Source organism: Paractinoplanes rishiriensis (genome assembly GCF_016862375.1).
Classification (GTDB): domain Bacteria; phylum Actinomycetota; class Actinomycetes; order Mycobacteriales; family Micromonosporaceae; genus Actinoplanes; species Actinoplanes rishiriensis.
On sequence record NZ_BOMV01000076.1, the window covers coordinates 63,545 to 77,475 of the forward strand.

Here is a 13,931-nt window from a genome sequence, read left to right on the forward strand (position 1 = left end):
ATGGTCATCGATCCGACTGAGTCCAGCGCCTGGCGTCCGCTGCGTCTTTTGCAGGCGGCGATGGACGCCGACATCGCCCGGGTGTACGCCGACGCACAGATCGACGGGTTGAAACCGAGTTTCGTTCTGCCGCTGCTGCGGCTGAACGCCCAGGGTCCGCTGACGATCACGGAGCTGGCTCAGTCGGTGCAGCAGACCCACTCGGCGATGAGTCAGAAGGTGGCCGCCATGCGGGCCGCCGGTTGGGTGCGTACCGGCGCGGGCCCGGACGCCCGCAGCAAGAAGGTGGACCTCACCACCAAGGCCCGCCGGGTTGCCGGCCGGCTGGCCGCCGAATGGCAGGCGACGGAGGCCGCAATCACCGACCTCGAGGCGGAGATCCCGTACCCGTTGAGCCGGGTGGTCGCCGACATCGAGCAGGCGCTACGGCGCAAGAGCTTCGCCGACCGGATCGCCGAGAAACTCGCGGACGACCCGGCGTGGCACTGACGAACGCTCTGCTGGACATCACGCCGCTGCGGTCTTCGCCGCCGTTCCGCAAGCTGTGGATCGGCGGACTGTGCTCGGCGCTGGGCAGCCAGATGACCGTGGTGGCGGTGCTGTTCCAGGTCTGGGAAACGACCGGCAGCGTGTACTGGACCAGGGCCGTCGGCCTGGCCCACGCTCTGCCGGTCATCCTGTTCGGCCTGTTCGCGGGTGCGCTGGTGGACCGTCACGATCGGCGTCGGCTTTATCTGATGGCTACCGGCGGCCTGATCGTCTGCGCGGTCCTGCTGGCGGCGCAGGGCTTCACCGGCGGTCTTCCGATCGCCGGCCTGCTGCGCGACAGGCTCCCGGCCCAGCAGCAATCATCGAGGGACTGCGGTTCATGGCGCGTTGCCGGCCGGTGCGCGCGGCGCTTCTCACCGACCTGGCCGCCATGGTGCTGTCCATGCCACTGAGCCTCTTCCCGCTGATCAACGCCGAGCGGTTCGGCAACGATCCGCGCACCCTCGGGCTGTTCCTCACCGCGATCGCCGCCGGCGGAGTCGCCGCGTCCGCCCTATCCGGAACAAATCGTCGGCAACGCCGCACCCCACCTCGGCAACCTCCGCGCCGGCATCGTCGCCGGCCTGACCTCCGGCACCACCGCCCTGGTCAGCGGCGGCCTACTCGCCGTCCTCGCCATCGCCATCATCAGCCGGTACGCCCCGGAACTACGCCAACGCCCTGACCGCCATCCCAAGCGCTGATCACGATGCTCGGCCACCATCCTCGACCTCGTCGAAATGCTCGACTGGCTCCGCCCTGTACCCGACGGCCTTCGATCTACCAGACAGAACCTACTGCCCGGTCCCGGGGGTGTAGAGGTCGTCCTCGGTGACGACCGGGGCGAGGTCGTCCTCCGGGCGGCCGACCCGCGCGGCCGAGCCGAACATCGCGCCGCGGGCCGGGTGCACCGGGGCGAAGGATGCGAAGCCGCGGCGCTGCGGGATGTCGTCGTAGACCGCCTCCATGCCGCCGCGCAGCAGGTAGGTCTCGTGCCAGAAGCCGGTGCCGCCGCTGTCGCGCAGGAAGTCGCGCCACCACAGGCGGTGCGGCTCGGAGCGGGCCCAGGCCAGCAGCGTGGGCAGATCCCGCCAGTACTGGCGGATGCCGAGGTGCATGGGGAACAACGACCAGAGGAGCGGCTCGTGCGCGAGCAGCCCCTCCGGCTTGTCGTCCGACCGGATCCGCGGGCCGCGGGCCATCAGGGTGCGCAGGCCGTAGAGCCGGTTGACGCGCATACCCAGATAGACCACCACCAGGTCGGGATAGGGCGACAGGTCGACGGTCTCTCGATTGACGCGGCTCAGCATTGCCGGACCTCCTTCAGGTCAGGATCCTCCGATGGTAAGGCCGCGCACCGACCGTCTACTTGATGTGCACCGGCGAATGCGTGGAGGATCGCGCGGCGTGCCCATACGGACGCGTTCCGCATGCAACGGCACAGGGGCCGCCGTTGGCCGCCGCCTCCGGGCCGCTCAGTGGCCTGTCAGGAGATCGTCACGCCTGATCAGGGTGTGTGCGCCCGGTGAGCTGGGTATCGCATGCGCATGGTGGGTGAGCCGATCTTTCCGGTCGAGCCGTGGTGTGTCCGGGAGCCGTCGCTGGACCTGGACCGGCTGGGCGCGGCCGAGTCCGTGTTCGCGGTGTCCAACGGGCACCTCGGGCTGCGCGGCAACCTGGACGAGGGTGAGCCGCACGCGATACCGGGCACCTACCTGAACGGGTTCTTCGAGGAGCGGCCGCTGCCCTACCCGGAGGGCGGCTACGGGTATCCCGAGCAGGGGCAGACCGTGGTCGACGTGACCAACGGGAAGCTGATCCGGCTGCTGGTCGACGACGAGCCGTTCGACGTGCGCTACGGGCAGTTGCTCGATCACGAGCGGGTTCTCGACCTGCGGCAGGGCGTGCTGCGGCGTACGGCCGACTGGGTCTCGCCCGCAGGGCGCAGAGTGCGGGTCCGCAGCACCCGGCTGGTCAGCTTCACGCAGCGAGCCGTCGCCGCGATCGAGTACGAGGTGGAGGCCGTCGACGCGGACCTGCGGATCACCCTCCAGTCGGCGCTGGTGGCCAACGAGGACCAGCCGCAGGTGGCCGACGACCCGCGGGTCTCGGCGGCGCTGACCCGGCCGCTGGTGGCGGTGGACCAGGACACCGAGCAGCACGGCGCGGTCCTGCTGCACCGCGCCCGGGCCAGCGGGGTGCTGCTCGCGGCCGGCATGGACCACGAGGTGGACGCGCCCGGCGACTACGACGAGGAGACCGACGTCCGCGAGGACTGGGCGCGGACCACGGTGGTGTGCGTGCTGGCGGCTGGCGAGAAGCTGCGGCTGGTCAAATATCTGGGGTACGGCTGGAGCTCGACCCGGACCCCGCAGGCGTTGCGCGACCAGGCCGCCGCGGCGCTGAACGGGGCCCGGTACACCGGCTGGGACGGTCTGCTGCAGCACCAGCGCGAGTTCCTCGACGAGTTCTGGGACGCCGCGGACGTGGAGATCGACGGAGACCCGGTGCTGCAGCAGGCCGTCCGGTTCAGCCTGTTCCACGTGATCCAGGCCGGCGCCCGGGCCGAGCGGCGCGCCATCCCCGCCAAGGGCCTGACCGGTCCCGGGTACGACGGGCACGCGTTCTGGGACAGTGAAGGTTTCGTGCTGCCGCTGCTCGCCTACACGATGCCGCACGCGGTGGCGGACGCGCTGCACTGGCGGCGCTCGATCCTCGACAAGGCCCGGCACCGGGCCGCGACGCTCGGGATGAAGGGGGCGGCGTTCCCGTGGCGGACGATCCGCGGCGAGGAGTGCTCGGCGTACTGGCCGGCCGGCACCGCGGCGCTGCACCTGAACGCGGTCATCGCGCGGGCCGTCGAGCAGTACCGGCTGATCACCGGCGACCTGACCCTGGAACGCGACTGCGGCCTCGAGATCCTGGTGGAGACGGCGCGGCTGTGGGCGTCGTACGGGCATCACGACCACGACGGCTCCTGGCACATCGACGGCGTGACCGGGCCGGACGAGTACAGCGCGGTGGCCGACGACAACGTGTTCACCAACCTCATGGCGGCCCGGAATCTGCGGGCCGCGGCCGACGCGTGTGAGCGGCACGGCGCCGCCGGCGTCAGCCGCGAGGAGATCGAGGCGTGGCGGGCCGCGGCCGACGCGGTCCACATCCCGTACGACGAGCGGCTCGGCGTGCATCCGCAGTCCGAGGGTTTCACCGGCTACGCGCCCTGGGACTTCCACGCCTCCCGCGATCAGCAGCCGTTGATGCTGCACGCGCCGTACTTCCAGCTGTACCGCCACCAGGTGGTCAAGCAGGCCGACCTGGTACTGGCCATGCACTGGTGTCCGGAGGCGTTCACGCCCGAGCAGATGGCCCGCAACGTCGACTACTACGAGCGGATCACGGTGCGGGACTCGTCGCTGTCGGCGTGCACCCAGGCGGTGATGTGTGCCGAGGTGGGGCACGTCGATCTGGCGCACGCGTACGCGAACGAGGCCGCGCTCGTCGACCTGCACGACACGCACGGCAACACCGGCCACGGGCTGCACCTGGCGTCGCTGGCCGGGGCGTGGTCGGCGATCGTGGAGGGGTTCGGCGGGCTGCGCCTGAAGGACGGCCGGCTCTGCCTGGCGCCGCGCCTGCCCCGGGCCCTCGACCGGGTCGGCTTCCGGGTCCGCTATCAGGGGGTCCGGCTGTGCGTGGAGGTCGATCACGCGGAGATCCGGATCAGCGTACGCGACGGCGCCGACGCCAAACTCACGCTGCTGGTGGACGGCGAGCAGGTCGAGGTGACGCCCGAGCAGCCGGTGACCCGACCGGTGACCCGGCGCGAACCGCTCCTGCCTGCGCCTTCGCAGCCACCCGGGCACGCGCCTGGACAGGGATCGTAGGATGTCCCGCCATGAGCAAGACCAAATCGGTCGGATGCTATGGCGGGCCGGTGCCGGAGCGGCCCGACCCGTGGCGTGAGATCTGGGCGTACGACGAAGCCCTGTCCCTGGTCCTGGCCCAGGTGGTCCGGATCGTCGAGGAGTTGCCGGCGGACGAACGGCCACGGTGGTGGGCCGCGGTGGAGCACGACCTGCGGATGCACGCCGTGGTCACCGACCTCTACCTCGACCTGGGCCTGGAACTCGAGACGGCCGGGCGCGAGGAGTTCGCCCGCCTGCTCGAGGACGCGGCCACCCGCCTGCGCGACCGCAAGGAGTTCACCGCCGAGCAGGCCGCCGCCTGGGAGGTCCACGAGGGCGCCACGGTCATCTTCCGCAGCGCCGAGCCACGCGCCACCGAGCCGGCGGCCGAACTGGCCGGCGCCCTGGCCGTCCTGCTGCGCGGCAAACTGGAGGCCCCGTCACCGGGCGCGCTGTGGCGATACGGCGCACCAGGCGGCCGCGAGGAGGTCGCCATGGCGGGCCTCAGCGCCGAGTAACCTCTCCGCATGGCTGACGCCGAGGATGTGCGCCGGTTGGCGCTGTCGCTGCCGCAGGTGGTGGAGATCGACAGCGACGGCTTCGACTTCCGGGTGGGTAACAAGGGGTTCGTGTGGTCGTATCCCGAACGCCTGCCCGGGAAGCCGCGCGTCATCCGCACCGACATCGCGGTCCTCTACGTGGGCGACGAAGCCGAAAAGCAGGCGCTCACGCTGGGCGAGCCCGACCTGTTCTTCAGCCCGCCCAGCTACGAGGGCCTGCCGCTGGTGATGGTGCACCTGCCCAAGGTGACCGTCGACCGCCTGACCGAACTGGTCACCGACGCGTGGCGGATGCGAGCCCCGGCCGACCTGGAGTCCTGACGCGGCAGCTGATCACTCGCCGACGTTCGCCAGGATGTGCGCCACCCGGTCCGGCAGGCCGGCCGCGGGCACCTCGATCAGGGTGTAGCCCAGCTCGAGATAGGTGTCCTCATGGATCTGCTCGAACCGGAGGGCATCCGGCAGGGTGATCCGGCGGGCCTCGGTGGGTTGCACAAAACCAAGATTCCGTACGAAGAAGACGCTGCGTTCATAAAAGCCGGCGGCGTGCTCCACCTGTTCCCGGAGCAGGTCCGACGCGGGCACACCGGCGTAGCGGCTCAGCGCCAGCGTGCACACCGGCGAGCGGTCGAAGAAGGTGAGCCCGGGCTCGGCCGCGAGCTGCCGCCGCTGCTGGAGCCCGGCGACCCGGTCGATGAATGCGGGGTGGCGCCACGGCTCGGGGTCGCCCAGGGCCTGGTGCAGCGCGATGACGTCGGTGGCGGCCTCCTCAACGACGCGGTGGCCGTCCACCTCCAACTGCCGCAGGAGGGCGGTCTTGCCACAACCGGGCGTGCCGGTGAGTACGTACGCGGGCATGGTTTTGATTCTTCAACAGCCGAGACGGGCTCCTGGGGATGACTCTCCGGGAACCCGTCTCCCCCCGATCTGGTGCTGTCGACGAGGTTTTCAACGGGCGCTCTCGGATCGCTCTCGTCAGGTGGTGGCCAGGTCCGCCAGCAGCTGCCGGGTGAGGTCCTCGCCGATACGGAAGCCGCATCGGCCGTGGGCGCTGAGTGCGCGCCGGGACAGCTCGGTTGCCTCGGTGCGCCGGCCCTCGGCACCCAGGATCCTTGCCTCGACGGTGAGACACATCGCGGCCAGGGCGGGCAGGTCGGAGCCGGCGACCGCGCCCTGCTCCAGGTGGGCGCGTGCCGCGTCGAGGCGACGCACCGCCACATAGGTGTCGGCCAGCCCGATCCGGGCGGCGGCCTCGTGTCGCCGGCTCACCCCGCCGGCGGCCAGGTGCAGCGCCCGCGTGTAGTGCTCGACCGCGTCACCGTGCCGGCCCGCGCGGAGTGCGCCCGAGCCGAACTCGACGTGGGCGCCGGCCAGCAGGTCCGTCGCGCCGATCTTGGTGGCCAGGTCGAACGCGGTGTCCGCGTGCGTCTGCGCGGTGTCGTCCCGGCCCGCGGTCGCATAGACCCGGGCCAGCATGAGGTGCGCCGCGGTCTGCGGTCGCCGGTAGACCACCCGTTTCGAGAGGGCCAGGCAGCGTTCCAGGGCTTCGGCCGCCTCGACGAGCCGTCCCGCGTGCCAGTGGGCGCCGCCGAGGTCGAGCAGCCCGAAGAGCACGCCCTCGGTGAGGTCGAGCTCCTCGGCCGCCGCGATCGTCCGCAGATAGCAGTGGATCGCCTCGTCGGTGCGTCCCATGACCTCGTACGCGTTTCCGAGATTGCTGATGGCGTTGGCGTTGACCGCCAGGACGCCGGTTCGCCGGGACAGTTCGGCCGCCCGGGTGAGCACGTCCACCGCCTCCTGGGTCCGCCCCAGCTCGACGTAGTCCTCGCCGAGGCCGATCAGGACGCGCGCCTCCTCGGCCTCGTCACCGAGTGAACGTGCCAGCGATGCCGCCTGCTCGGCGTACTCCGCCGCCGGTTCGCGTTCGCCGCAGACGGCATGCCCGTCGGCGAGGAAGCGCAGCATCCGCACCTCCTGTCCGCGGTCCTGCTTCGCCCGGGCGGCGCGCAGGCCGGCCGCGGCGACCGTCTTGAGCTCCTGCCCGTGCGACCCGTAATACAGGTATCCGACCAGGACGGTGGCCAGCCGGATGGCTCCCGCGCCGACCGCCGCGATGAGGTTCTCCCGTTCCTGGTCGAGCCAGGCCCAGGCGGCTTCCCGGTCGGAGAACGTGGCCGCGTGCGGTACGACCGGCAGGTCCTCCCCGGCCCCGCCCGACAACGCCGGATTGATCTGGCTGGCCGCGCTGGTGGAACTGACGACGTAGAAGTCGAACAACCGGCCCAGCCGCGCGGCCTCGGGTTCGGCAAGTTCCGCCGCGTACAGCCTGATCAGGTCGTGCTGCAGGTACCGGCCGGGGCGATACTGGCGGACCAGGTGCGCCGTGTCGAGGCGGTGCAGGAGCCGTTCGGCTTCCGCGGGCGAGCACCCGGCCAGGGCCGCGGCGGCCGGCACGTCCACATCCGGTCCCGGCACCAGGCCCAGCAGCCGGAACAGCTGCCGCTCGGCCTCGGCGAGGGTGACATAGGACAGGTCGAAGGCGGCCCGCACGCTCACCCGCCGGTCGCCCGGCACCGCCAGTTGGGCGAGCCGGCGACCGGCGTCGCGGAGACTGTCCAGGTAGGCCTCGATGCCGGCGGCCCGCGCGGCGATGTCGGCACCGGCGATGCGCAGCGCGAGGGGCAGCCGCCCGCACAGGTCGGCCAGCTCCGCGACGGCCGCCGGCTCCTGATCGCCGATGAGCTCCGTCACCAGCAACGACGCCTCGTCGACCGGGAGCACGTCGAGGGTCAGGCACAGCGCGCCGACCCGCACGGCCAGCCCGATCAGGTCCTCCCGGCTCGTGACCAGCACGGCGCAGCCGGGACTGCCGGGCAGCAACGGCAGCACGTGCTCCACGTCGGCCGCGTCGTCCAGGATCAGCAACACCCGCCGCCCGGCCAGCCGGCTGCGCAGCGCGGCCGATCGGGCCGCCACCCCGACCGGCACCTGCGCATCGCCGAGTCCGGAGGCCAGCAGCAGCTCACCGAGCACGGCACCGGGGTCCCGCGGGGCGGTGCCGCCGCCGAGCTGTGCGTACCACTGACCGTCCGGGAACCGGTCCGCCACCGCGTGCGCGACCCGCACCACCAGCGCGGTCTTGCCGACGCCGGCCAGCCCGGTGAGCGCCACGAGCGGCATGGCTCCCGCCGCCGCCAGCTTCGTGGTCACCAGCTTCGCCAGGTCCACCCGGCCCACGAAGCCGGGCAGGTCGAGGGGTAGCTGCCGCTGAACCGACCATGCGGAGTCGGCGGTCGCCGGCGCCGAGGAGGGGGTGCCGAGCGAGGGATCGGACACCAGGATCGCCTCGTGCAGGCGGCGCGCGGCCGGGCCGGGATCGATGCCGAGTTCGTCGGCCAGCATGCGGCTCAGGCGCCGGTACGTGGCAAGGGCTTCGCTCTGCTGCCCGTCGCGGTACAGGGCCAGCATCAGCTGCGTCCAGAACCCTTCCCGCAGCGGGTGCTCGGCGGCGAGCGCGCGGAGCTCGGGCACCAGCTGGGCGTGCCGGCCCGCGTCGAGATCGGCGTCGACACGAAGCGACAACGCCGCCAGGACCTCGTCCGTCAGGGCCGGTACGAGGTCGCGGTGCAGCACGTCGTGGCGTACGTCGTTGAGGATCGGACCCCGCCAGAGCTCCAGCGCCGCCCGCAGCCGTCGCGCCGCCTCGCCCGCGTCCGCCGCCCGTTTCGCCTCGGCGACGAGTGATCGGAAGCCGTCCAGGTCACGCCGTTCGGTGGCGAGCAGGTATCCCTGTGGCCGGGTGACGAGGCCGCCCACCTTCTTGCGCAGCCGCCACACGTAGTTCTGCAACGTGGCCCGCGGGTTGTGCGGCGAACCGTCCGGCCACAGCCAGGTGATCAGCTCGTCGACGCTGACCACCTGATTGGCGTGCACCAGCAGCACCGCGAGCAGGACCCGTTCCTGATCGGCCCCGATGGTGATCTCCCTGCCGTCCCGCACGACCACAAGCGGGCCCAGAAGCCCGAACCGCGTCTGCTCGGTCAACTCGAGCAGCCGTCCGGTGTGCCGCGAGACATAGACATATGCCGGATCTTACGTCCTTCGTGGTAGCCGCCCGGCCGTCCCTTTCGCGTCCGTGGCGTAACCTCGGCTTCACCGGCTCGGCCGCAGTCGGATACCCGGCTGACCGCCCGAGGGCGTTCGGGTAAGGCTGGCCGGGAGCAAACTCAGTGCTGGCGTCGAGCGGCCGGGGGTAGGCATGACGTCCCACGAGCATGACCCGTCCGCACCGCAGCGAGAACCCGAGACCCCGCAGCGGCGACCGAGCAGCCCGCCCGCATCCGCCGCGGCGCTGGGACAGGCGGGCAACGCGGCGGTGGCCCGGCTGTTGGCCGGGGCCGGCCGGGTCGACCGGGACACGCCGGCTGCCGCGGGCGGCGGGCCGCTGGACTCCGGCGTCGCCCAGCGGATCGAGGCGGGCCGTGTCGGCGGCGCCCCGCTGCCGGCGGCCGTCCGGGAGCCGCTGCAGCAGCAGCTCGGCGCCGAGCTGGACTCGGCCCGGGTGCACACGGACGCCGCCGCCGATGGCCTCGCCCGCTCGGTGCAGGCGACCGCGTTCACCACCGGATCCGACATTTTCTTCAGCAGCGGCAGCTACCAGCCGGGCACGTCCGCCGGCCGCGAGCTGATCGCGCACGAGGCCGTCCACGTGGTACAGCAGGGCGGCGGCGTGGCCCGCGCCGCGGCGACCACGGTCAGCGACCCGGCGGACCCGGCCGAGGCGGAGGCGTACCGGCTCGCTCCGCAGCTCGCCCGCGGCATCGACGATCCCGGCCCGGCCGTCAGTCCTGCCCCGGTTGAAGACCCGGCCGGACTGATGCGCGCGGAGCCGGGCGCGTCCGACCGTGGCGGGGAGCGGCTCACCGGCAGGGTGTTCCTGGCGCTGCAGCGCTCAGCCGGCAACCGCGCGGCCACCTCGCTGGCGACCGCCCGGGTGGCCGGCAGCCCGGCCGCCACGGCGCCGACCATGACGGCCGCGCCGGCCGTGCAGCGGCAGGCCGGGTTGCCCGGCCACCGTTGGCTGCGGCTGGGTGACACCGGGCCCGACGTCGACGAACTGCACCGGCTGCTGAACGCCGCCGGTGCGGCGCCACCGCTCGCCGGCAGCACGTTCGACGCGGCCACCCGGCAGGCGCTGGTGGCGTTCCAGGGCGCGCGCGGGTTGGGCGCAGACGGCATCGCAGGCCCGCTCACCTGGGGCGCCCTCGACCAGCTCGCCGGTACGGCCACGACGCCCGCGCCCGGCCCCGACCAGCACGCCGGCGCCGCCCGGCCGGACGCGGCCGAGCGGACCGCGATCCGGGCGGAGCTGAACCCGTCCTCGGCCGGCCCGGGCGGCACGGTGCGCCCGTGGGACGGCCGCGGCACGACGGCCGCCGCTCTCGCCAACCGCACCGCCCTGCGCACCGAGGTCACGGCGGCGCTGGAGGCCATGCTGCTCGCCGAGATGCCCGCCATCAACGCGGCCGCGGCCGCTCCGCGCAAGCTCGCGATGACCGACCTGGAAGGCGCCGGCAAGCAGGCCAAGCGGGTGGCCGACGACATGTTCGGCTCGCTCGCCAGCGGCGCCGTGCTGACCACGGGTCAACGGGGCGCGCGTGCCGCGTTCGCGTTCACCGGCGGCGTCAACCTGCTGGACGCGAGCGACCTGGGGGTCCGCACGCCTGATGCGGCGGACCTTGCCAGCTGGATGGCGGAGACCGACTCGACGGCCGCGCAGAAACAGCAGGATCACGGCTTCGACAAGGCCCGCAGCGTGGAGGAGCGGCAGTTCCTGAACACCCAGATCCTCGCCCCGTTCGTCGCCGCGCACCGCGCCGACCTGGAGAAGTTCGATCGATTCGGGTTCGCGTTCGCCGAGGAGGGGCCGCGGGTCCTGATCCAACCGTCGGTGATCGGCAGCGCCACTCATTCCGACACCGCGCCCGCGGCCGGCGTGCCCTCGCGCGCCGAGCGGCTGGCCCGGTGGTCGAACTGGGAGACGCTCGTCCACGAGTATTTCCACACGCTCGCGCACCCGGCGTTCGTCCAGGCCGAGCAGGGCCGGCGGGTGATGTCGGAGGGGTTCTGCGAAATGTTCACCAAGGAGGTGCTCAGCGTCAAGGTGCCGGTGGCCCAGGCCGACGGCGACACCACGCTGCGCGGTGGGGTCGAGGGCACCGACGCCGGGGGCGGCCTCTTCCCGGGGTTCACCGCCGACCTGGTGCCCGACTACAGCCCCGGGTCGTACGCCGAATACCTGGCCCACGCCGAGGGGGTGCGGGCGGCGCTCGGCGGCCGTGGCGCCGACGCGGTGCGGGCCGCGTATTTCCAGGGCCATGTCGAGCTCATCGGCCTGACACCGGCCGGCGGGCAGGCCCCCGCTGCCGATCGCAGCCGCGATGACCTGGTCACCGTGCCGGCGTGGGTGCAGTCGGTGTTCGCGCTGAGCGTGATGACGGCGGCGCCGGAGGCCGACATCCTCGCGGCGAACCCCGGCCTGGCGGCGGCGGGGCCGTTGCCGCGCCAGGTCCACGTGCCGGGCTGCCGGCAGCACACCGTGGTGGCGGCCACCGAGCGCAGCGCCACCGGCGGGGTGGCGGACCGCCAGGTGGAGAGCCGGGCGGAGATCGCCGCCCAGAACGGCGTCACCGAGCCCGACCTCAACCGGGCCAACCCCAACCGTGACTGGTCGGCGTTGCGGGCGGGCGACCAGATCCTGATCCCCCGCCACTGACCGGCACCCCGCCCGCACCGAGCATGGACTGGAGTCACTGTGCACGAGGAGCTACGCGCGCTGGCCGACGGCGATCTGGCCGCCTGGCCCGGGCTGCCCGGCGGCCTGGCCCGCGCCGACGTGGAGGCCGCGCTCGGCGCACCACCCGAGGCCGAGGGGCCGCTCGGTCTGTTCGGCACGGCCGCGACGTTGTGCCGCTATCCCGCGACGGCGGCGGCGCCGCTCGGGATCCAGATCTGGTACGTCGCGGGCGCCGTCGAACTGGTGCAGATCGACGAGCCGGTGCCGACCCAGGCGGTGACCGAGGCGCTCGGGCCGCCCGAGGCCGACGTCGACTCCCTTCTCGGTTCGAGCCGTCGCCAACTCGTCTACGCCGGCCGCGGGCTCACCGTCCACGTCAGTGGCATCACCGGCGAGCCGTACCGGCTCTACGGCTACCCGCCGTGCCCGGCCGAGCAGTTCCTCGCCGCCCCGCTGCGGTACGTGTCGTCGACCCGCAGCCGGCGCTGACCGCCACGAGGGCAGCTCAGGAGACCTTGACGACGCGCCAGGCGTAGAACATGGTGCTCCTGCTGTCGTTGTAGATGCTCCACAGGGGGCGATCCAGGGTGTTGGTGGTGTGGTAGCTCAGCAGCGGGCCCTGCGAGTCGAACCCGGTGACGATCATCGAGTGGAACTTGGTGCGCTCCACCGTGTCGCCCATCTGCACGATGTCGCCGAGGCCGACGTCGCTGAGGTACTTCACCTTCTCCACGCGGCCGGCCTTCTTGGCGAAGGACGCCCACATGTTCGCGTTCACCCAGGCCCACGCCGACGTGCTCGGGTCGTCGCTCCGGTAGTACCAGTAATCGGAGCTCCGGCGGGACACGGGAGTCTCGAGCACCGGTTCCGCGTACGTCCAGCCGCCGACGTGCATCACCTGACTGAGGAAGTTCGTGCAGTCGCCGCCCAGTTCCCGGTGTGACCAGTCGTAGTACGCCGTGTTCCGGTTCTCGGCGTATTGGCGCGCATAGCCGACGGCGGCTTCCCTGTCGTAGTCCGCCGCGTAGGGGATGTTCGCCACGGCGCCCGGCGAGCCCTGGAACAGCGTCTGGGCCAGGGCGGAGATGATCGCGGCGTACTTCTGCGGGTCGCTCCGGACGGCGTGTACCGACTCCAGGTGGTAGAAGAAGCCGCCCTTGTTCCTGGTATGTCTGGCCTGCGGGTTCAGGGTGGCGCCGAAGGCCGGGTACTGCTGGCCGTCGTAGACGCCGACCGTGAACCCGGCACGCTCCATCTGCGCGGCGAACGACCGCAGCCGGGCGTGCGGTTGTGCGCCCCCGTCGCTGAGCACCACCTCCGGGTAGCCCGGTCGCGCCTCGAAACCGTGCACCTGCAGGACGTGGGTCGCGTTGGGCGCCCTGGTCGTGAAGTTGGTGTGCACCTTGTGGAAGAGGCTCTCGTAGCTGCGCGCCATGTCGGAGACCCGGCTGTTCGGGTATCCGGGTCGCGTGGCGGTGTTCGAATTGCGGTGGGCGCCCGCCATCGCGAACATCTTCGCGTCCAGTTCGAGGAAGGCCTTGATGCCGATCTCCTCGGAGGACTCGTCGCTGAAGGGGTGCGGGACCTCGACGGCCACGTTGACCGCCGCGGAGGAGGTGTCGTAGCGAAGGATGTACAGGCCCCAGCACCGCTGGCACGGGGTCTGCTCCGAGATGACCAGATAGTTCCGGAGGGTGTCCGAGTCCTGTACCAGGTCGAGGTTGTAGCCGTACCCCCGCAGGGCCTGCTCGGCCTCTTCCCGGGTTTCCACCTCGCCCTTGTTCGCGGTACGCATCGCCTTGATGATCTCCGCGACCTCGCCCGGACTGTCCGCGTTCCACCGGAACGCGTTCGTGTTCTCCTCGCGTGGCATCCCGTTCCGGTAGGTCAGGACCAAGGCCGCGAGGTCCACGACGGGTGGCTCCACCGCGGCGGCGAGGCCCACCTCCTCCACCCCGTGGTCCACGATGCGAGGTGGTTGCTCCGTCGCGGGATCCGGCGTGCCGGGCGTCCGAGCCGCGTGAACCGTTGCCGGATATCCGGCCTCAGCGGGTACGCCGCCGCCCCACAAGACCAGGCTTGCGGCGAGCGCGACCGCGCCCGCGCGCAGGAATGTACGCATGGCGATTCCTTCCACGA

At 72.1% G+C, this 13,931-nt stretch carries 11 protein-coding genes; 7 read left to right on the forward strand and 4 right to left on the reverse strand.

The annotated features are described in order from the left end of the window. Together Ari01nite_RS35440 and Ari01nite_RS35445 are read left to right on the forward strand one after the other, a co-directional pair. Entirely contained in the window at positions 1-489 is a 489-nt protein-coding gene (locus tag Ari01nite_RS35440; RefSeq protein ID WP_203786630.1) for a MarR family winged helix-turn-helix transcriptional regulator, read from the forward strand. Then, a complete protein-coding gene (locus Ari01nite_RS35445; protein ID WP_203786631.1) occupies positions 480-941 on the forward strand; it encodes an MFS transporter in 462 nt (153 codons plus the stop codon). Before Ari01nite_RS35440 ends, Ari01nite_RS35445 begins: the two co-directional genes overlap by 10 nt. Positions 942-1,322: 381 nt before the next feature. Here Ari01nite_RS35445 and Ari01nite_RS35455 read toward each other — a convergent pair whose 3' ends face one another. Beyond that, the gene (locus Ari01nite_RS35455; RefSeq protein ID WP_203786633.1) at positions 1,323-1,838 is read right to left on the reverse strand and encodes a monooxygenase family protein; all 516 of its coding nucleotides are present in this window, start codon (positions 1,836-1,838) and stop codon (positions 1,323-1,325) included. A gap of 237 nt (positions 1,839-2,075) precedes the next feature. Between Ari01nite_RS35455 and Ari01nite_RS35460 the strand changes: the two genes are divergently transcribed. From Ari01nite_RS35460 to Ari01nite_RS35470, 3 genes are read left to right on the forward strand one after another with little or no spacing between them, the layout of a single operon-like run. Then, the gene (locus Ari01nite_RS35460) at positions 2,076-4,415 is read left to right on the forward strand and encodes a glycoside hydrolase family 65 protein (protein WP_203786738.1); all 2,340 of its coding nucleotides are present in this window, start codon (positions 2,076-2,078) and stop codon (positions 4,413-4,415) included. 11 nt (positions 4,416-4,426) lie between these two features. Beyond that, on the forward strand, positions 4,427-4,954 hold the full coding sequence (locus tag Ari01nite_RS35465) for a hypothetical protein (RefSeq protein WP_203786634.1): 528 nt from the start codon (positions 4,427-4,429) through the stop codon (positions 4,952-4,954). Between the two features lie 9 nt (positions 4,955-4,963). Continuing rightward, positions 4,964-5,317, forward strand: coding sequence for an MmcQ/YjbR family DNA-binding protein (locus tag Ari01nite_RS35470; protein ID WP_203786635.1), 354 nt, complete (start codon positions 4,964-4,966; stop codon positions 5,315-5,317). A 12-nt stretch (positions 5,318-5,329) separates the two neighbouring features. Here Ari01nite_RS35470 and Ari01nite_RS35475 read toward each other — a convergent pair whose 3' ends face one another. Both Ari01nite_RS35475 and Ari01nite_RS35480 read right to left on the reverse strand, forming a co-directional pair. Continuing rightward, a complete protein-coding gene (locus tag Ari01nite_RS35475; protein ID WP_203786636.1) occupies positions 5,330-5,854 on the reverse strand; it encodes an AAA family ATPase in 525 nt (174 codons plus the stop codon). Between the two features lie 117 nt (positions 5,855-5,971). Next, positions 5,972-9,040: an AfsR/SARP family transcriptional regulator gene (locus tag Ari01nite_RS35480; protein ID WP_203786637.1), complete on the reverse strand. Its 3,069-nt coding sequence runs from the start codon at positions 9,038-9,040 to the stop codon at positions 5,972-5,974. Positions 9,041-9,254: 214 nt separating this feature from the next. On the opposite strand from Ari01nite_RS35480, the gene Ari01nite_RS35485 reads away from it, so the two are divergent. Continuing rightward, positions 9,255-11,771: an eCIS core domain-containing protein gene (locus tag Ari01nite_RS35485; protein WP_203786638.1), complete on the forward strand. Its 2,517-nt coding sequence runs from the start codon at positions 9,255-9,257 to the stop codon at positions 11,769-11,771. 39 nt (positions 11,772-11,810) lie between these two features. Further along, positions 11,811-12,281, forward strand: a complete 471-nt coding sequence (locus tag Ari01nite_RS35490) for a hypothetical protein (RefSeq protein WP_203786639.1) — start codon at positions 11,811-11,813, stop codon at positions 12,279-12,281. Positions 12,282-12,297: 16 nt separating this feature from the next. Here the strand turns inward: Ari01nite_RS35490 and Ari01nite_RS35495 are convergent, their stop codons facing one another. Further along, complete coding sequence (locus Ari01nite_RS35495) at positions 12,298-13,914, reverse strand: amidase domain-containing protein (protein ID WP_203786640.1); 1,617 nt, start codon at positions 13,912-13,914, stop codon at positions 12,298-12,300. Between the last annotated feature and the right edge of the window lie 17 nt (positions 13,915-13,931).